This is a genomic window from Dictyoglomus sp. NZ13-RE01, from assembly GCA_002878375.1.
Lineage (GTDB): Bacteria > Dictyoglomota > Dictyoglomia > Dictyoglomales > Dictyoglomaceae > NZ13-RE01.
The window spans coordinates 52,338-72,034 of sequence record NIRF01000005.1 but is presented as its reverse complement, the minus strand read 5'-3'; the positions used below and the strand labels follow the sequence as shown (position 1 = coordinate 72,034).

Here is a 19,697-nt window from a genome sequence, read left to right as displayed (position 1 = left end):
TTTACCAAACCTTTATTTCCAGTTCTAATGAAATATTAAATTTTTTATATACCTTTTCTTTTACAATTTCAATGATATTCATCACATCTTTTGCCTTCCCTTCACCAAGATTAACAATTATATTTGCATGTTCGTAAGACACCATAACATTTCCAACTCTATATCCTTTCAATCCAACTTGCTCTATCAGATAACCAGCGCTTTGATTTGGAGGATTTTTAAAAATACTACCTGCTGATGGAAGTTTAGGCAATTTTCTATTTCTTTCATAGAGATATCTCAATATTTTATCTTTTGTCTTACCACCATCTTGTTCAAAAACCTTTAAATATACCGACTTTATAACAATGCCCTCATTAATATTTGATCTTCTGTAGCTAAATACTAAATCCTCTCTTCTTAAGGTTTTTTCTCTTAAATCCTTGTCAATTATATCCACCATTTCCACACACTTTCCAATAGCCTCTCCCCAAGCACCTGCGTTACCAAAGACAGCACCTCCAATATTTCCTGGAATACCAGCTAAAAATTCCAGTCCTCCCAGATTATTATTCACAAGATAAGATAGAAGATCTGAAATTAAACATCCTGCCTCCACCCTTATAATTCCACGTTCTACCCTATTTATACTTCCAAGAGATCTATTTATTTTAATAACTATTCCCTCTACTCCTTCATCTGAAACTAAAATATTACTACCTTGTCCCATAATTCTATATGGAATCTTTTCTCTATTGCATTTATCAATAACCTCGTAAACATCATCCCATACTTTAGGTATTACAAGAAAATCTGCTGTTCCTCCAATCTTAAAGGAAGTGTGCCTTGCTATTGGTTCTTTTTCCAAAATTAAGCCTTTAATTTTCCTATTAATGAGAGTACTCAACTTTATTCTCCTTTAGATCTTTTGTAAGAAGAGCCTCCCCTACTTTGTAAATATCTCCAGCCCCCAAGGTTAAAAATATATCTCCGTCCCTTAAAATCTCTTTTGCTTTTTTAGCAACCTCAATAAGATTCTCACAGTAGTAAACTTCCTTTTCCGGATATTTTTCCACATAAATATCATAGATATTCTTACCAGAAACTCCTGGAATAGGTTTTTCTCCAGCAGAATAGATATCTGTAATTATTAAAACATCAGATAATTCTAAAGCCTCCGCCAATTCTTTACTCAAATAATAGGTTCTTGTATATCTATGGGGTTGAAAAGCTACTACAAGTCTTCTATCATAAAGTTTCAAAGTATTTAAAGTTGCTTTTATCTCTGTCGGATGGTGTCCATAGTCATCAAAAACAAGAACATTATTTATATTACCCTTAAATTGAATCCTTCTCTGAACTCCTCTAAAAGATTCCAAGGCTTTAATACCAGCATTTATATCAATTCCCAAGACATAGGAGATAGCTATTGCAGATAAAGCATTAAGTATATTATGAAGCCCTGAAACATTCAATCTAATTTTACCTAACTCTTTCCCTTTATAATAAACCTTAAATTCGGAAAAATTAGGTTGAATATTTAAAACCTCAGGATAAAAATCATTATTTTTATCTAAACCATAAGTATAATAAGTCCTTTTAATATTTGGCAAAATTTCCCTAACATATTGGCTTTCTGTCCCTATAATAACAAATCCGTCCTCAGGAACCTTCTCTATCATCTTCAAAAAAGCCGTCTTAATATTTTCAATTGTTTTATAATAATCTAAATGGTCATTATCAATATTTGTTATAACCAATGCATATGGGAAAAGTTTTAGCATAGAACCGTCACTTTCATCTGCCTCAGCAACTAAATACTCCCCTTTTCCGAGCTTAGCATTTCCTCCGAAATCCTCAACTTCTCCTCCTACTAAAACTGTTGGATCTAATCCTGCTTTTTCTAAAACAAGAGCAATCATTGAAGTTGTAGTAGTTTTTCCATGAGCCCCTGCAATTAAAATTGATTTCTTCTCTTTAGTTAAAAGTGATAATAATTCTCCCCTTTGTATAATAGGTATATTGTTTTCTTTAGCAGTAATAACCTCTATATTATTTTCAGGAATAGCAGAAGATACAACAACAACATCAACATTTTTTACCTGCTCCGCTCTATGACCAACAAAAATTTTCACTCCTTTAGAGCGCAGTCTTATTGTTGATAAGTTCTCTTGAAGATCTGATCCAGACACTTGATAGCCTTCTTCTGCCAATATATAAGCCAGTGCACTCATCCCCGATCCTGCAATCCCTACAAAATGGAACTTTTCCCAAGAAAGCAAATCAATTCCTCCCTTCCAAATAATCTTTTAATATTCCCCAAAATATCTCTCTTCCATCAGGTAAATTTAATGGTTTTACCTTTTTATCTCCCCATTCAACGATCTTTTCAATCAAAACACTTTCAGAAAGATCCGATTCCTTAATTATAGTTCCAAAACCCTTTTCAACAGCTATTTTAGCATTTAAGTATTGGTGATTATCCTTTGCGTATGGATATGGAATATAAATAGCAGGAAGTCCTGCATAAAGAAACTGATATATTGTTGTTGCTCCAGCCCTACTTATTGCAAGATCCGATGCTCTTATAGCTTTTTCCATCTCATTTATAAAAGGTGTTGGTCTATATCCTTTAAACATCCATTCTTCTGGGATATCTTTTATATATTCTGAAAACAAATTTTCACCAATTTGATGGAAAATTTCCCAATTCATATCTAACAATATGGGAATTATTTTTTTCACGATCTCATTTATTTTTCTTGCCCCCTGACTTCCTCCCGTTATGAGGAGAAGTTTTTTATTTAAATTAAATCCTAACTCTTTTTTACAACTCTCTTTATCTATTGTCAACTGTTCCTTTCTAACAAAATTTCCAGTATAAAAAATATTCTTATTTTTCAAAAATTTTTTAGTTTCAGGAAAACTAATAGCTATTCCCTTTGCAAGAGGAGAGAAATATTTAATAACTTTTCCGGGGATAACATTCTGTTCATGCATATAAAAAGGATATCTCCAAAATACTGCGTTAATTAAAACAGGTACTGAAATGTAACTCCCAAAAATTACAAATAAATCTGGTTTTAACTTTCTTATGATTTTTTCTACCTCATAAAAAGCCTTAATATAATCCCAAGGTCTTAATTCAATAGCCCTTGGTAATGATATTCCATAAAAAGGAAATTTATCCTTTAGTAATTTTGATTCAATACCATTTTTTCTTCCAATAAAAATTATATTTATATCTCTACTATTATTCATTATATAATCCGCCAAATTCATAGCAGGATATAAATGTCCACCTGTTCCTCCAGCCACAAAAATAATATTTCTCATTCCTTCCATCTCCTTAAAGAGCTAATTTTCAAAAGTATACCAACTAATATCCAGTTACTAATCAAGGAGGACCCTCCAAAACTGATAAAAGGTAAAGGAAGCCCCATAACTGGCAAAAAACCTAATGTCATGGAAATATTTAAAAGAATTTGCCATGACCATAAACTTAAAATTCCACATAGCAATAAATAATTAAATAAATCCTTCTCTTCTTTTGCTAAGATAAAAATAGAATATATCAGATAAAAATATGAGAAAACTATAAGGAACCCTGCTATCCATCCACCTTCACTTAATATTACTGGAAAAATAAAGTCATTGTGAGATTCTGGCAAATAAATCTTATACTGATCTCTACCCCATCCCTTGCCAAAAAGTCCACTATCCTTTATTAAATTGAGGGCATAACTTTGTTGATATGTACTAAAAAGAGGAAATGTAATGCCACTGCCATTGCTTAAGCGGTTGTGGACATAAGTTTTCGATTTTGCAAAAATAAAGGCTATGGAGACAAACAATACAAATATTAAAAACAATTTCTTAGCATCATAGTTAGCCAGGAACAAAACAGAAAAAGTTGTCAGTATAAATAGAAAAAGCATACTGAAATTAGGTTGAAGAGCTAATGCTATTCCTATTAATGCCAGAAATATAAAAATCCATTTAATATAATCAAATTCTATGTTATTTTTGGCTTTTGATAGAAAGGAGGCTAAAAATATAACCCAGAATATCTTCACAAACTCCGATGGTTGAAACTGAATTATTCCTAAATTAATCCATCTACTAACCCCTCTTGCTTCTTCTCCAATACCTTTTATGAACACTGCATAAAGGGAGATAAGAGAAAGGATGAAGAATAAAAGGGCACCCCTTTTCCAAAATTCAAGAGATGGTATATATACAAAAAATGCAATGGCAATACCTAAAAGTAGATATATTAATTGGTGTTGAATGAAATAATATCTATTTCCAAGATATAATTCCGCCCATCTCCAACTTGCGGTTAAGATGGCGATTAAGCCAAATAAGGATAAAATCAGAGAAATAATAAAAATATTTTTATCTACTCTCACTTTTTATCCTTTCCACTATACTTCTAAAAACATTTCCTCTCTCCTTATAATCAGTAAACATATCAAAGCTAGCACAGGCAGGAGAAAGAAGAATTATATCATCTTTTGAAGAGTCTAAATAAGCATGTCTCACAGCAGACTCCAATGAATCCTCTAAAGAATAATCCAAATTAAATTTTTTAGCTAACTCTTCCATAATCTCTTTCGTCTCACCTATTAAATATAGCTTCTTAACTTTATTCTTTGAGATTTCTGTAAATAGTTCTGTAAAATCAAAGTTTTTATTTCTTCCACCAAGAATCAACATCTTAGGACTATCAAAAGACCTTATTGCGGATATTGTAGAAATAGGGTTTGTTGCTTTTGAATCATTTATAAATTTTCTTCCATTAATCTCCCCAACAAGTTCTAAGGCATGGGGAATCCCATTAAAATTGTTGCCAAGCCAATATATATTCTCTTCATCAACTCCCAAAATAAGCCCAACTAATGTAGCTACCATGAAATTTTGTAATAAAACCCTATTCCAAAGACTCTTCAGTGGTAACTTTATAAATCCCTCTTTATCCATCAATCTATAAACAATTCTTTCTTTTTCTACATCCAAATAAACTCCTTCATCAATTTTAGAAAGAGAAAAGAAGAACTTTTTGCCTCTTTGTTCAAGAAGGCTCTTTCTAATCTCATACTGATCATAAAAACCAATAGCAAAATCTTCTTCTTTTTGATTCTTAAATATATTCAATTTAGCTTGCTTATACTCCTCCATACTCTTATATCTATCCATATGATCAGGATAAAAATTTATAAATCCAGCTATTTTAGGTCTGAAATCCTCAATATCTTCCAATTGAAAACTACTTACTTCTAATACGAAGTATCCATTATCTAAAGAATCAACCTTTTGAATAAATGGAATTCCTATATTACCAGCCAAAACCACATCAAAACCTTGTTTCTTCAATAATTCATATATCATGGTAGTTGTCGTAGATTTTCCTTTTGTACCCGTAATACCTATAATAGGTACCTTACAAAATTTATAAGCAAGCTCAATCTCCCCTATTACTCTAATTCCCTTCTTCTTTGCTTCCTTATAAATTGGGTTTTCTTTAGGTATGCCGGGACTTACTACTACAAGATCCAATTCATTTAACAAAGAAAGAGGATGCTCTCCAAATATGTACTCTATACCTTTCTCTTTAAATGTGGGAATATGATTTAAAAAATTTTCCTCTTTTTTAATATCGTTAACAATTACATCTGCCCCTTTCTCTTTTAAAAATAAGGCAGAATAAAAACCGCTTTCTCCCAAACCTAAAACTAAAACCCTCTTACCCTTTAAAGATAAGTCCATAAAATGAAGCCTCCTATCAATATTAATAAATGTAGAATATAAAACCTTCCTACAACTTTTGTTTCCTTCCAGCCACTAAGCTCAAAATGATGGTGCAATGGACTCATTTTAAAAATTCTTCTTTTTTTCAATTTGTAGAAAGCTACCTGAATAAAGACCGATAATGATTCTAAAAATGGTATACCACTAACAAATAAAAATAACGCTTCTGTTTTTGACAAAACCAGTAGGCTTGCAAGGGCAGAACCTAAAGAAAAAGCACCCACATCTCCCATAATAATCTCCGCGGGATGGACATTAAACCATAAAAAGCCCAAAATTGCAGATATAAGACAGACAGTCGCCACAGCATTCATAAAATCATTCCTAATTAATAGGAAAATTAGAAGAAAAATCAAAGAGATTAAAGAAATACCACCTCCAAGACCATCCAATCCATCTGTTAAATTTATAGCATTTGGGAGATAGGTAAAAAGCAATACAAAAAATATGGGATATAAAATTCCTAAATTCCAAGAGTGATTATTCGTATAAATGTATGTATTCTTTGGAGCAAATATATATAGAAATATTGAAATTATTAAGGTTATTATTATTTTTCTTAGTGGTTTTATTCCATAATCTTTATTTATTAACAAGAGGATATCATCTAATAAGCCAAAAAGCCCCATTAATATAGTAGAAAGGGCAAAGAAAAAAGTATTTTTATGGAATAAAAAGGGGATCATTATTACAAGAAAAATAAGACCTCCCATTACGGGTGTCCCTTCTTTTTTGTAATGCTCTGTGGGTCCCTCTTTTCTTATATGCTTTCCAATCTTATATTTCTTTAAGAGAAAAATCAAAAATCTCGTTAAGAATAAAGATAAAATAAAAGCAAGTATAAAAATTAATAGTAGACTATTCATTTTTCTCCTCCAAATACTTAACAAAATTTTCCATCTTCATACCTCTTGAGCCCTTTACTAATATTAAATCATTTTCTCTTATTTCATTTAAAATCATTTCTAAAAGAGCTTGAAAATCTTTTTCACAATATATTTTACGGTCACTCTCTAATTTTTCTTTTAAGCTTGCTAAAGCTTTTTCCATCTCTTCCCCATAAAGAAAAAGGAGGTCCGTCCTTTCTAAAGCTTTTAAAATAATCTGTCTATGTAATTCCAAGCTATAATCTCCAAGCTCCAACATATCACCAAGTACGGCTATTTTTCTTTTTCCATGTGAATAAGCCTTAAGGAAATTTAGAGCAACCAATACTGAGTCAGGGTTTGCATTATATGTATCATTTATGATTACAGAATTTTTAACTCCCTTTAATATACTTAGCCTCATAGGGGGAAACTTTAATTCTACTTTCTCCCCAATTTCCTCTATCTTATTAGGAAAATTTAGCCAAAATAGGGTTAAACTTGCGATAAGATTATGATATATTTCTTGAGGATAGATAGGTACAGTCAATTTTATCTTTTTACCATCTGGAAATTTTATTCCTAATTTTGCATTATTTTCGTAATATTCAACTTCTCCTACTATATCATTTTCTTTATCAAAACCAAATCTTAGCTTGTTATAATTGAGAGAATCATATATTCTTACGCACCATTCATTATCACCATTTAGCAGTGCCCATCCCTTGGGATTTAAATATTCAAAAATTTCAGCCTTTGCCTTTGCAATATTCTCTTGAGACCCTAATATACCTATATGGGCAGTCCCTATATTTGTAATCACTGCAAAGTCTGGTCTTGCAATTTTACTTAGCAATTTAATTTGTCCTAATCCTCTCATAGCAAGTTCTAAAATTAAGTAATCATAAGAATTTTCAGTATCTAAAATGGTAAGAGGCACTCCTATTTCGTTATTAAAATTTTCCTTACTATAATTTACAGAAGCAAACTCTTTAAAAATAGAATAAGTAAAGTATTTTGTTGTTGTTTTACCAGAACTACCAGTAATCCCAATAACCTTAAAGTTTTCTCTATTTCTATAATACTCCGCTAACTTCCAAAGAGAAGATAAAGTATCTTCTACCTCTATAGCAAATTTACACTTTTGAAATGCACTTTCATTTATATTTCTACTAAAAATAAACCCTACAGCCCCATTCCTTAAAGCATCATCTATAAAGTCATGACCATCATACTTCTCACCTTTAATAGGTATAAATAGGGAATTTTCTTTATATTTTCTCGAATCTGTAGAAACAGAGCTTACCTCATAACCTAAATCTCCCTTTATAAGTTTTCCATTTATAGCCTCTAAAATCTCTTTAACTCTTAGCTTCATGGGACTTTCTCTCTCTAAGATATTTTTGAGCAACCTCTTTATCACTAAAATGTATTTTTTCTGATCCTATTATTTGATAATCCTCATGACCTTTCCCAGCTATAATTACACTATCTCCTTGCTTTGCTACTTCAATAGCATGCTTTATTGCCAATTCTCTATTTTCAATCACAACATAGTCTTTAAAGCCAGAGCCTTTAATTCCTTCTTCTATTTCTCTTATTATCTTATAAGGATCCTCATTTCTTGGATTGTCAGAAGTTATTATCACATAGTCTGCAAGTTTACCCGCAATCTCTCCCATCTTTGGTCTTTTAAAAGGATCCCTATCTCCTCCACAACCAAAAACCAATATTTTTCTTCCCTTTGTAAACTCTGAAACTGTAGATAAAATGTTGTTAAGTCCATCAGGAGTATGGGCATAATCAATAATAACGGAAAAATTTTGCCCTTCATCTACAAACTCTAATCTACCAGGCACGCCATTAAAAGATTCCCATGCGTATTTAATGTTTTCTAAATCCTCATCAAGACCTATCAATACTCCTGTGGCTAAAAGAATATTATAGACATTAAACTTTCCTCTCAATTTCAAATTTAAATCTAAATCACCTTTAGGGGTAGATATTAACAACTTTAAACCTTCTTCTCTATTTTCCCAATGACTTACATATAAATCCACTTTATCATAAAGAGAGCACCAAATAGTTTTATTATTGATAAATACTTGTTTTACCCAATCATCATCCTTGTTTAAAACCCCAAAACCATCTCTTTTAAGTAAATTAAAAATCTTCTTCTTGGCACTAAAATATTCTTCCATTGTATGATGAAAATCCAAATGATCTTGAGTTAAATTAGTAAAGACAGCTCCATCTATATATAAATCTTCAGTTCTTCTAAGAGCTAATGCATGGGAAGATATTTCCATAGAAACATATTTAATTCCTTTTTCCACCATTTTCTTTAACAGTGATTGTAATTCCGGTGGTTGAGGAGTAGTGAAATTAGTACTAAGGGTTTCTTCATCTAATTTATTATAAATGGTCCCAATAAGTCCTGCTTTCTCCCCCTTTGTTTTCCAATAGTGGTATAGAAGATGGGTTACAGTAGTCTTCCCATTAGTCCCTGTAACTCCTATAATAGTTAATTTTTGAGATGGGAAGTCGTTAAACCAGGCAGAAAGCCTTCCAAGAACTTTTTGGATATCTCTAACTTGAACATAAGAAATGTTATCCACGAAATAATCCTCTGACAATTCTCCGCTGAATATGATACATATAGCCCCATTTTCTATAGCGGATTTTATATATTTTTTTCCATCTTCTTTTTGTCCTGGCATAGCAAAGAATACGTAATTTTCTTTTACGTTTCTTGAATCCACTGAAATACCCGAAATATATTCAGGTACTTTTCCCTTTACACTTATAATTTCTTCTTTTACATAATCTAATCCTTCTTTAAAATTTTTCATTTTGCACCCACCTTCCATCATAAATAACTAATCTTTTAGCAATTTCTTTAAAAATTGGCACCACTGTATCCTTTGCATACTTACCAATTTTAGGCTCTAACAGTATAACAATAATAGCATATGTTTTATTCTGTAGAAATAAGAAACCGTAAAAAAGATGATTATAAACCCCAGGAATATATCCATTATCCTTTGCAACCTGTGCAGTTCCTGTTTTCCCTGCTATTTTTAATCCTTTCAAATTTAGATTACTCGCCGTTCCTCGTTCTACAACTCCAAACATGTAAGAAAGAATCTTCTTTGATGTGTCTGGAGACACAACAGAAAATTCTTCTGTTTTATCATTGTATATATTTTTCCCTTTTAAGTCCTCTATTTTTTTAATCAAATGTAAAGTCTTTAAATTTCCATTATTTCCAACGTAGCTTAAAAGCCATAAGATCTTCAAGGGTGTAAAACCTATGCCTTGTCCAAAACCTAAAGTACCTTTTGTAAATTTGCTACTATTAATGTCAGGAATGAGGGAGTCTTTCAAAGTTAGATTTATATCACTATCAATCGGATCTAATATATGAAGTCTCTTAAAATATTTATACCAAACAGAGTTTGGTATTTTTTGTGCTAAATGATAAAAATAAATATTACATGATTTTTCAATAGCTTTTTCCAAGTTTACTTTCCCATGTTCTTCTGTACACCTTATTGTATGACCATTAACCTTTTCCTCACCTCTACACTCAACTGTTTCATTTAGATTAACTATTCCCTCTTCTAATGCAATGCTCGCAGTTATTATCTTAAAAACAGAACCTGGCTCAATTATAAAATTTATAGGATTTTTTTCATGAATTTTATCTATTAGTGAATCTAAACTTTCTCTATAATCATAGTCGGGAAGCATAGAAAAAGCTAAAATCTCACCTGAAGATACATCCAAAATGCCTATATATCCACCTTTTGCTTTATACTTCTCTACTCCTTCTCTTAAATAATTTGCACATGTAGCTTGCAAATCCTTATCTATAGTTAAATAAACATTATTCCCTTCTCTCAACCATTGATCTAATACTGCTTCTAATCCATATAGACCCTGATTATCTACTCCTACAAAACCAAGTAGAGGAGATGTGGCTACCGACAAATGGTAATTTCTGTATTTCTCATCAACAAGAAAAATCTTGTTGTAAGAAAGAAGATTACTTAACTTTTCAATCTCGGAGTATCCTAAAATTCTTTTTACCCAAACAAAATTAGATTTCATATTCAATTTTTCTGACAACACTTTTTCAGGCAAATTTAGGATTTTACTTAATTTTCTAATTATTTTTTCTTTCTCACTCTCCCCAATGTTTAAAGGGTTAACTACCAAAGATTTTCTATAACAATTACTAACAAGCTCGTTGCCATTTCTGTCTAATATCTTTCCTCTATTAATCTGAATATCATTTCCAAACTGATTTCCATAAATGTTAAAATTAACCTGAAAGGTTAATAAAATGACCTCTATAGAGATCATGCATATAAACCAAAATAATGTTAATATTCTTAATCTCTTTTTGTTATTCATTGGGCTTCACAAAATATATCTTATCTATACTGATAACCTTCTCGTTTCTAACTTTTATTTTTAGAGCCTCCTTTGGATAAACAAATCCCATTCGCAGGGCTTTCTCCTCTAATTCAGTTAAATTTATGCTTTTTAACAGAGCATTCTCGTAATAAATTTTTTCTTCTTCAAGATTTTGTATTAATTTCAATAACTTTCTATTTTCTTCCTTTAATTTTGATGCTTCTATATTTATAAGAACAGAGGCGAAAATCAATATTAATATCAATAAAATTAGTTTCATATTCATGTTTTCTCTCCCACCCTCATTTTCGCACTTCTTGCCCTTTGGTTCATTCTAATTTCCTCATAAGAAGGTCTTAAGACCTTCTTTGTTATAATTTCCATTTCTCCCTCTTTTTCCTTATCCTTTAAAAAATTTTTTATTATCCTGTCTTCTAAAGAATGATATGATATAACTACTAACCTTCCACCTTTCCTAATAAAGGGCAAGATTCTATGTAATGTATTTTCAAATACCTTCAATTCTTTATTAACTTCAATTCTCAAAGCCTGAAAGGCACGCGTAGCGGGATGAATCCTTCCTTTCTTAGGAATAATCTTTTCTACAACAGACACTAAATCTTCAACCTTCTTAAAAGCCTTTTTCTTTCTCTCTTCACATATTGCCATTGCTAATTTTCTGTAATAAGGCTCCTCCCCATAATCTCTAAAAACCCGCTCTAATTCATTCACTGAATAATTATTAAGTATATATTCAGCAGTCAAATTTTCATCTTTAGAAAATCTCATATCTAAAGGCTCATCTAATCTTTTAAAAGAAAACCCTCTTTTACTAATTTCCAATTGATAAGATGAAAGTCCTAAGTCAAAGAAAATACCATCCACATATTTTATACCCTTTTTCTCCAAAAATTCTGGAATTTTCTCATATGATTCATTTACTAAGATGAAGTTTGATGATATCTCTTTCAATTTTTTCTCTGTTATAGCAATTTCTTCAGAATCCTTATCAAAACCTATTAATAATCCATCCTTTAATCTTTTTAGAATCTCCCCAGCATGCCCTCCTAAACCAACCGTTGCATCAATATATATTCCATTAGGACGAATATTTAAGTAATCAACAACCTCCTTTAGCATTACAGGAATATGTATCATTTCCATGATCTTTCCACCTTTTCATTTATTTCTTTCAATTTTTCTAATAAATCTACTTGCTTTTTAAATTTCTCCCAATTTTCTTTATTCCAAACCTCTATATATTTTCCTACCCCAATTATTACCACGTCCTTATCTAATTCTGCATATTCCCTTAAATAAACTGGTATTAAAACTCTGCCTAATTTATCCCAACATCCCTCTACAGAGCTGGAAAACCAAAACCTTTTTAAATTAATAGATGCTTCATCAGTTGGGGAGAAACTTAGAAGGAACTCTGAAAATTTCATCCATTCCTCAATGGTGTAGAGATGAAGACATTTATTAAAACCACGGGTAATATAAAATTTATCACCTAATTCTTGCCTAAATACATTAGGGATGGTTAATCTTCCTTTTTCATCCAAAGAGTGAATATATTCCCCAATAAACATAAAATCCCCTTTATCTTCCACCCATTTCCACCAATTTCCACCTTTGATTATAGCACTATTATAGATGGAATTAAATAGGGGATTTTTTAGAATAAAAAAGGAGGAAGTGGACCTATAAGCCGAATTCTGTACTCCAATATTGGAGTGGCAACCATCTATCTGAGGTAATGATTACTCATTACCTTAAGCGGCCAACCCGAGGGTCGGCGGGCCACCTCAACCCCTCCTATTTGGCCTTGCACCGGGTGGGGTTTACCAAGCCAGATGGTCACCCATCTGCTGGTGAGCTCTTACCTCACCTTTTCACCCTTACCTAAGCTTTTCAGCTTAGGCGGTATGTTTTCTGTGGCACTTTCCTTCAGGTCACCCTGACTGGGTGTTACCCAGCACCCTGCCCTGTGGTGTTCGGACTTTCCTCAGAATCCTCTTTCGAGGATTCCGCGGTTGCCCGGTCCACTTCCTCCTTCTTATATAGATCTACCCAAGGTATGATTTCAAAACCTCTAAATCCTTCTTTTCTTACTATTTTCCAATAAGGTACATTATATTCAACTTTCTTTTCATATCCACATTCACAATATAAAGTTTTTTCTTCTTTTCCATCTTCGGTAGGTGTTGGTGGCTTTATTAGTCTATATCTTGTTAATAATACTTTCCCACACTTCGGACATCTTGGAGTGGTAAAATACTTTAAAACTCTATCAACTAAATAAACAAAAATTATGCCTACTACTAAAAAAATAATTAAATTCATTTTTCCATCCATAAAATTCTACCACAATTTGGACAAAAAACAACTTCCCCTCTCTTTAATCTATCAAGATATAACTTAGGCACTGTAAGTTTACATCCATCACAAACCTCTTTGTTTACTACTCTTGCAATTGCCCTATTTAATTTTTGTTTACTTAGATTTTCAAACTCCATTAGATCATCGGGCTCAATATCCTTTTTGTTTTCTTCAATCTGATTGAGTAATAAAAGAATCTGATTTTTATAATCCTCTACCTCTTTTAACATCTCCTCTTCTTTCTTACTGTATTCCTTTTTAATCTCTTCTAATTCTTTTAGCTTAATCGTAAGAACATTATTTTTTTCATCAAGAGTTATCATTAGCTCAAGAATACTATCTTCTAAATTATTTATTTGCTCTTTAAGCTGATTAATTTCTTTTTCCAAATGAAGTACTTCTTTAGGATTTTTAATATATAAAGCCCTCTTCTCCTCTTGAGAAACCTTCTCTTTCAATAAAGATAGCTTATCTTCCTTTTCTTTTTGAGAATCTTTAATGTTTTTTATCTCTTTCTCTAATGACCTGATTTCTTCTTCTAAACTACTTATCTTTTTGGTTTCACCTTCTCTAAAGCTTTTTAATTCATCTTCTTTACTCTTTAAAATCTTTTCCAATTCTTTTAATTTTAGAAGTTGATCTTGAATATTCAAAAGTTTTGGAATACTAGAAACTCTCATATTACACTCTCCAAATTCAAACTTTTCGGTATCATTTTAATGCGGGTTCAAAAATTAGTCAACAAAGGTTAATATGAGGTTTATAAAAATAAAATTTAAAATTGGTGGGCGGAGCAGGATTCGAACCTACGACCCCCTGTATGTGAAACAGGTGCTCTACCACTGAGCCATCCGCCCACATACCCCCTCAAAAATATGGTGGGCCCGCCAGGATTCGAACCTAGAACCAACCGGTTATGAGCCGGCTGCTCTGCCGTTGAGCTACGGGCCCACACAATCAACTTTCAGATTGAATTATAAAATATTTTCTATTGAATGACAAGAGGTATTATGATAAAATAATTTGCACTAAATAAGTATAAATTCTTAAAAGTGGGGTGTATTATGAAGAAAATTTGGGAAACTTTAAAGGCAGATTATAAAGCTGTATTTGAAAAAGATCCTGCTGCAAGAAATTTTTTAGAAGTAATATTATGCTATCCAGGATTTCATGCCATATTACTCCATAGAGTTGCACACTTTTTATGGAAATTAAAAATACCCGTAATTCCAAGACTTATTTCTCATGTTAATAGATTTCTAACAGGAATTGAAATACATCCTGGAGCCAAAATAGGAAAGGGATTTTTCATAGATCATGGGATGGGAGTTGTAATTGGTGAAACTACAGAGATAGGAGATAATGTTCTTATATATCAAGGAGTAACTCTTGGCGGTACAGGTAAAGAAAAAGGTAAACGTCATCCAACAATTGGAAATAATGTGGTTATTGGGGCAGGCGCAAAAGTCTTAGGTCCTATAACTATAGGTGATAATGTGAGAATTGGCGCAGGATCTGTTGTTTTAAAATCTGTTCCACCAAATTGTACTGTTGTAGGTGTGCCTGGAAAGATAATCATACAAGATGGTAAAAAGATAAATAATATATTGGACCATGGTAACTTGCCAGATCCGCAAGCACAAATTATTGAAGAATTAAATTTAAGAATCACATATCTTGAAAGCAAGATAGAAGAATTAGAAAGAAAGTTAAAGGAGATTAAAATTAAAAATTCCTAAGCAAAATAAACTGTGATATAATATTTAAAAATTGAATAGAGGTGTTTTCCCAGGGGAGCTCCTAAGCCGGGGCTGAGAGGGTAGCGGAAGCTACCGACCCTTGGAACCTGATCTGGGCAATGCCAGCGAAGGGAGGGAAGAGAGAAAAAGTTCCTTGCCTTAGCTGGTGGGGAACTTTAATTTTTTATTAAGGAGGGATTTTTATGAAAAACAGTAAAGTGCAGATGTTAACAGAAGGAGGAGTAAGCATTGCTCTTGCCCTAATACTCTGGTATTTAAAAATAGGTGAGATGCCCCAAGGTGGAAGTATCAGTCTTCAAATGCTACCATTGTTTATATTTGCTCTAAGATGGGGAGTAATTCCTGGAATGTTTGTAGGATTAGTCTATGGTTTTGTTCATTCCTTACAGGATATGTATGTAGTACATTGGTTACAATATCTTTTAGATTATCCTATAGCCTTTGGATTAATTGGACTTACGGGAATAGCTAAAAAAATAAAATTATCAAGGCTTGGCACTATTTTAATTGCCATATTAATTTTAATAGGTACTTTCTATTTATATGCTAACATCTCCTCAGAGCTCCCTCAAGCAAAGAGCAAACTCTCAGAACTTCAAGCAAAACTTGAAACAGCACAAGGTACAGAAAAGGAAGACATTCAAAAGGAGATTAAAGATCTGGAATTTAAATTGAATTGGTATCCTATATCAAGAATTATCATACTTGCTGCAGGAATTTTGGGCTTTCTCCTTCTTGTTTTAGGAGCTTACATGAGAAAAACAATAGAGCCAATAGAGATTGGAATAACTTTGGGAGGATTAGGTAGATTATTTGCCCATTTTCTATCTGGGATAATATTCTTCTCCCAATATGCACCTCCAGGAACACCTCCATGGCTTTACTCCCTTGTCTATAACTTTTTTGTAGTTGCTCCAAGCACATTCATAACATTACCAATAGTACTAATAATATATCCAAGACTTCAAAAATCCTTAGGCGTTGAAAAATGAAAAACATTTTAATAATAGCGAATGGCGATAATAATTTGGAATTAGGAGATATAACAAGCATATTTCCAGTAGACTTAGTAATATGCGTAGATGGGGGTACCTCGCATGCAATAAATCTTGGTATTTATCCTGACGTAATAATTGGAGATCTGGACTCACTTTCTGAAGATGTTATAAAGATCTTGAAAGATAAAAAAATAGAATGGAAAATATATCCAAAAGAAAAAGATGAAACCGATTTAGAATTAGGAGTAAAATACGCTCTAAAATATAATCCTGAAAAAATATCTTTTATAGGACTTCTTGGAAAAAGAATTGACCATACTTTAGCTAATATATTCTTTTTAGAGAGAATAAAAGACAGAGGTATAGAGGTAGAAGTAATAGATAAAAATATCTATATAACTCTTTTAAAAGGTCCAGAGAAAAAAGAATTTTGGGGGAATTTGGGAGGAATAATCTCCCTTATTCCCCTTTCCGATTCAGTTGAGGGAATAACCTTAAAAGGCTTAAAATATACTCTCAATAATGAACCCTTATATAGAAATCTGACTCGTGGTATAAGTAATGAATTTATTGAGGAAAAAGCAATAATTGAAATAAAGTCTGGAACTTTAATAGTAATTATGTTAAAATAAAGAGACATGGACAAGAGTAAGATTCTATTAGTTGGATTAGAAAGAGAAATGGAGGCGTCCTATTTAGATTACGCAATGAGCGTAATCTTAGGACGCGCTTTGCCTGATGCCCGGGATGGTTTAAAACCCGTCCAAAGAAGAATACTCTATTCCATGTACGAGTCCGGGATTTATCCTAATAAACCTTATAAAAAAAGTGCCCACGTAGTAGGAAATGTCCTTGGTAGATATCATCCTCATGGAGATGCAGCAGTATATGATGCTTTAGTTAGGATGGCTCAAGACTTTTCCTTTAGATATCCTTTAGTTGATGGACATGGTAACTTTGGGTCTATAGATGGAGATGAGCCTGCTGCAATGCGATATACTGAGGTCAGATTAACTCCTATTGCAATGGAAATGTTAGAAGATATAGACAAGAATGTGGTAGATTTTGTACCAAACTATGATAATTCATTAAAAGAGCCAACAGTTTTACCTACAAAAGTGCCTCAATTATTAATAAATGGTACATCAGGAATTGCAGTTGGAATGGCAACAAATATACCTCCTCATAATATAGGAGAAGTTATAGATGCTTTACTTTATCTAATAGAAAATCCAAATGCCACATTAGAGGAAATATTAAATTTTATTCCAGGTCCAGATTTTCCAACAGGCGCCACGATTATTGGGAAGAAAGGAATTATAGAAAGTTATAGGACAGGAAAGGGTAAAATAATTGTTAGAAGCAAATATAAAATAGAGGAAAATAAAAAGGGAGAAAAAAGTATCGTTGTAACTGAAATCCCATATCAGATAAATAAAGCAAATCTTCTAACTCAAATTGCAGAGTTAGTTCAAGAGAAGAAAATACAGGGTATAAAAGATCTAAGAGATGAATCTGACAAGCATGGAATAAGAATAGTAATTGAATTAAAGAAAGAAGCAGATCCTAACGTAATTATTAACCAATTATACAAACATACTCCTTTAGAAAGCACCTTTGGAGTCATTCTTTTAGCTGTTATAAATGGACAACCCAAATTATTTAGTCTTTTAGAACTATTAAAAGTATTTTTAGATCATAGAAAAGAAGTAGTTATAAGAAGAACAAAGTTTGATTTGGAAAAGGCTCAAAACAGGGCTCATATTTTAGAAGGACTATTAATTGCTATGCAGAATTTAGATGAAGTTGTAAAAATCATTAGAAGTTCGCCAAATGTTGAAAAGGCAAGAGAAAGTCTTATATTAAAATTAAAGTTAACACAAACTCAAGCTCAAGCAATTTTAGACATGAGATTACATCAACTAACAGCTCTTGAAAGAGAAAAAATAGAGAAGGAAGCCAAAGAACTAAATGAAGAAATTAAAAAATTAAAAGCCATTCTATCCGATGAGAATCTCTTATGGAAAGTGATTGAAGACGAGCTAAAAGAGATAAAAAAGAAATATGCAGATAAAAGGAGAACTGAAATAGTAGAGGAAGAAAGAGAAATTCTAACAGTTGAAGATCTTATTCCTGACAATCCAGAAGTAGTATGCTTAACTCAAGATGGATATGTTAAAAGATTGCCTCTCTCCACTTATCAACTTCAAAAGAGAGGAGGAAAAGGGTTAAACACCTTAGCCAACCAAAATCAAGATGTTATAACAAACCTTGCTATAACTACTACAAGAAGCAATCTATTACTATTTAGTAATTTAGGAAAGGTTTATTCTATAAAAACCTATGAGATAGCAGAAACTTCTCGACAAAGTAAAGGTGTATCCCTTAGAGAATATATAAACCTCTCTTCTGGAGAAAAAATAACTGAGATCATCTCAGTTAACTCTCAGAATAATTATAAGTATCTTCTTTTTGTTACTTCTAAGGGGATTATTAAAAAGACACCCTTTGAGGAGTTTGCAAATATAAGAAGAAGTGGAGTAATAGCTATATCTTTAGAAGAAGGTGATTACTTAGTAAACGTAATTCCAACTTCTGGAAATGATGAGATTATGATATTTACTAACAATGGGCAGGGAATAAGAATTAGTGAAAAAGAGATTAGAGAAATGGGAAGAGTAGCACAAGGAGTAAGAGGAATTAAATTAAGAGAAGATGATAAGGTTATAAGCGGAATAATAGTTGAACCCAATAAAGATATATTATTTATAACCCAAAAAGGTTTTGGAAAAAGGGTAAAAGCTGAAGAATTTCATTTACAAGGTAGAGGAGGAATTGGAGTAAAGGCTATAAAGATTACCCAAAAAACAGGCGGTCTTATTCAAGCAAAGTGTGTCTCAGAAAATGATGAGGTGCTCATAAGCACAGTAAAGGGACAATTTTTAAGAATAGCGGTAAACAACATTCCTGTACAGGGAAGAAATTCTCAAGGAGTAAAATTAGTTACTCTTTCACCTGATGATAGTGTTATAGCTATTGATTTGATTAATGGGAATAAAAATGAAGAATTATGAATTATTAGATCACACTGCAGATATAGGAATAATAACTTACGGAGCAACCAAGGAAGAGGCTTTTGAAAATAGTGCAAAAGCAATGTTTGACCTTATAGTTCCATTGGAAGAAATTCAAGAAAAAACAAGATTTGATATTGAAGTAGATGCTGAAGATTTAGAATCTCTTTTGGTTACTTGGTTAAATGAGTTACTTTATGTTTTTGAGGTAAAAGGCTTAATATTTTGTAAATTTAAGGTTACATTAATTGGAAATGAACAACTTATAAGTAATTGCTATGGAGAAAAATTTGATCCTAAAAGACATACCCTTCAAAGAGAGATAAAGGCAGTAACTTATAATCTGTTAAAGATTGAGAACCAAAATGGAAAATGGTGTGTACAAGTTGTTTTTGATATATAGAT

The 19,697-nt window shown here is 32.0% G+C and carries 18 protein-coding genes, 2 tRNA genes, 1 other RNA gene and 1 riboswitch; of the genes, 5 read left to right on the top strand and 16 right to left on the bottom strand.

Translation table 11 applies throughout. The annotated features are described in order from the left end of the window. Nucleotide 1 precedes the first annotated feature (1 nt). The 16 genes from CBR30_05270 to CBR30_05195 all read right to left on the bottom strand — a co-directional run bounded on the left by CBR30_05270 (nucleotide 2) and on the right by CBR30_05195 (nucleotide 14,411). Nucleotides 2–892, bottom strand: a complete 891-nt coding sequence (locus CBR30_05270) for a UDP-N-acetylenolpyruvoylglucosamine reductase (GenBank protein PMQ01593.1) — start codon at nucleotides 890–892, stop codon at nucleotides 2–4. Further along, on the bottom strand, nucleotides 870–2,261 hold the full coding sequence (locus CBR30_05265) for a UDP-N-acetylmuramate--L-alanine ligase (GenBank protein PMQ01592.1): 1,392 nt from the start codon (nucleotides 2,259–2,261) through the stop codon (nucleotides 870–872). The genes CBR30_05270 and CBR30_05265 overlap by 23 nt, the downstream gene beginning before the upstream one ends. A 1-nt stretch (nucleotide 2,262) precedes the next feature. Continuing rightward, a complete protein-coding gene (locus CBR30_05260; GenBank protein ID PMQ01591.1) occupies nucleotides 2,263–3,315 on the bottom strand; it encodes a UDP-N-acetylglucosamine--N-acetylmuramyl-(pentapeptide) pyrophosphoryl-undecaprenol N-acetylglucosamine transferase in 1,053 nt (350 codons plus the stop codon). After that, nucleotides 3,312–4,391, bottom strand: coding sequence for a cell division protein FtsW (locus CBR30_05255; GenBank protein PMQ01590.1), 1,080 nt, complete (start codon nucleotides 4,389–4,391; stop codon nucleotides 3,312–3,314). The genes CBR30_05260 and CBR30_05255 overlap by 4 nt, the downstream gene beginning before the upstream one ends. Then, a complete protein-coding gene (murD, locus tag CBR30_05250; protein PMQ01589.1) occupies nucleotides 4,378–5,748 on the bottom strand; it encodes a UDP-N-acetylmuramoyl-L-alanine--D-glutamate ligase in 1,371 nt (456 codons plus the stop codon). Before murD ends, CBR30_05255 begins: the two co-directional genes overlap by 14 nt. Beyond that, a complete protein-coding gene (gene mraY / locus CBR30_05245) occupies nucleotides 5,733–6,656 on the bottom strand; it encodes a phospho-N-acetylmuramoyl-pentapeptide-transferase (protein ID PMQ01588.1) in 924 nt (307 codons plus the stop codon). Before mraY ends, murD begins: the two co-directional genes overlap by 16 nt. Continuing rightward, nucleotides 6,649–8,034: a UDP-N-acetylmuramoyl-tripeptide--D-alanyl-D-alanine ligase gene (locus CBR30_05240; protein PMQ01587.1), complete on the bottom strand. Its 1,386-nt coding sequence runs from the start codon at nucleotides 8,032–8,034 to the stop codon at nucleotides 6,649–6,651. The genes mraY and CBR30_05240 overlap by 8 nt, the downstream gene beginning before the upstream one ends. After that, nucleotides 8,018–9,508, bottom strand: a complete 1,491-nt coding sequence (locus CBR30_05235; protein PMQ01586.1) for a UDP-N-acetylmuramoyl-L-alanyl-D-glutamate--2,6-diaminopimelate ligase — start codon at nucleotides 9,506–9,508, stop codon at nucleotides 8,018–8,020. The genes CBR30_05240 and CBR30_05235 overlap by 17 nt, the downstream gene beginning before the upstream one ends. Next, nucleotides 9,495–11,075, bottom strand: coding sequence for a penicillin-binding protein (locus tag CBR30_05230; protein PMQ01585.1), 1,581 nt, complete (start codon nucleotides 11,073–11,075; stop codon nucleotides 9,495–9,497). The genes CBR30_05235 and CBR30_05230 overlap by 14 nt, the downstream gene beginning before the upstream one ends. Beyond that, nucleotides 11,068–11,364 (bottom strand): hypothetical protein, encoded by a 297-nt coding sequence (locus CBR30_05225; GenBank protein ID PMQ01584.1) that lies wholly within the window; start codon nucleotides 11,362–11,364, stop codon nucleotides 11,068–11,070. The genes CBR30_05230 and CBR30_05225 overlap by 8 nt, the downstream gene beginning before the upstream one ends. Then, entirely contained in the window at nucleotides 11,361–12,242 is an 882-nt protein-coding gene (locus CBR30_05220; GenBank protein ID PMQ01583.1) for a 16S rRNA (cytosine(1402)-N(4))-methyltransferase, read from the bottom strand. The genes CBR30_05225 and CBR30_05220 overlap by 4 nt, the downstream gene beginning before the upstream one ends. Continuing rightward, a complete protein-coding gene (mraZ, locus tag CBR30_05215) occupies nucleotides 12,233–12,670 on the bottom strand; it encodes a division/cell wall cluster transcriptional repressor MraZ (GenBank protein ID PMQ01623.1) in 438 nt (145 codons plus the stop codon). The genes CBR30_05220 and mraZ overlap by 10 nt, the downstream gene beginning before the upstream one ends. 99 nt (nucleotides 12,671–12,769) lie before the next feature. Then, an RNA gene (rnpB, locus tag CBR30_05210) (RNase P RNA component class A) lies at nucleotides 12,770–13,130 on the bottom strand. Between the two features lie 290 nt (nucleotides 13,131–13,420). Beyond that, on the bottom strand, nucleotides 13,421–14,140 hold the full coding sequence (locus tag CBR30_05205) for a hypothetical protein (protein PMQ01582.1): 720 nt from the start codon (nucleotides 14,138–14,140) through the stop codon (nucleotides 13,421–13,423). A gap of 102 nt (nucleotides 14,141–14,242) precedes the next feature. Continuing rightward, nucleotides 14,243–14,317 (bottom strand) — tRNA-Val (locus CBR30_05200). A 19-nt stretch (nucleotides 14,318–14,336) separates the two neighbouring features. Further along, nucleotides 14,337–14,411 (bottom strand) — tRNA-Met (locus CBR30_05195). Nucleotides 14,412–14,524: 113 nt separating this feature from the next. Between CBR30_05195 and cysE the strand changes: the two genes are divergently transcribed. The 5 genes from cysE to CBR30_05170 all read left to right on the top strand — a co-directional run bounded on the left by cysE (nucleotide 14,525) and on the right by CBR30_05170 (nucleotide 19,695). Next, nucleotides 14,525–15,199, top strand: coding sequence for a serine O-acetyltransferase (cysE, locus tag CBR30_05190; protein PMQ01581.1), 675 nt, complete (start codon nucleotides 14,525–14,527; stop codon nucleotides 15,197–15,199). A gap of 41 nt (nucleotides 15,200–15,240) precedes the next feature. Then, nucleotides 15,241–15,350: riboswitch (TPP riboswitch) on the top strand. 52 nt (nucleotides 15,351–15,402) lie between these two features. Beyond that, complete coding sequence (locus CBR30_05185) at nucleotides 15,403–16,212, top strand: thiamine transporter (GenBank protein PMQ01580.1); 810 nt, start codon at nucleotides 15,403–15,405, stop codon at nucleotides 16,210–16,212. Further along, the gene (locus tag CBR30_05180; GenBank protein PMQ01579.1) at nucleotides 16,209–16,850 is read left to right on the top strand and encodes a thiamine diphosphokinase; all 642 of its coding nucleotides are present in this window, start codon (nucleotides 16,209–16,211) and stop codon (nucleotides 16,848–16,850) included. Before CBR30_05185 ends, CBR30_05180 begins: the two co-directional genes overlap by 4 nt. 6 nt (nucleotides 16,851–16,856) lie before the next feature. Beyond that, a complete protein-coding gene (locus tag CBR30_05175) occupies nucleotides 16,857–19,292 on the top strand; it encodes a DNA gyrase subunit A (GenBank protein ID PMQ01578.1) in 2,436 nt (811 codons plus the stop codon). Beyond that, the gene (locus CBR30_05170) at nucleotides 19,279–19,695 is read left to right on the top strand and encodes a protein archease (GenBank protein PMQ01577.1); all 417 of its coding nucleotides are present in this window, start codon (nucleotides 19,279–19,281) and stop codon (nucleotides 19,693–19,695) included. The genes CBR30_05175 and CBR30_05170 overlap by 14 nt, the downstream gene beginning before the upstream one ends. The last annotated feature ends 2 nt before the right edge of the window (nucleotides 19,696–19,697 follow it).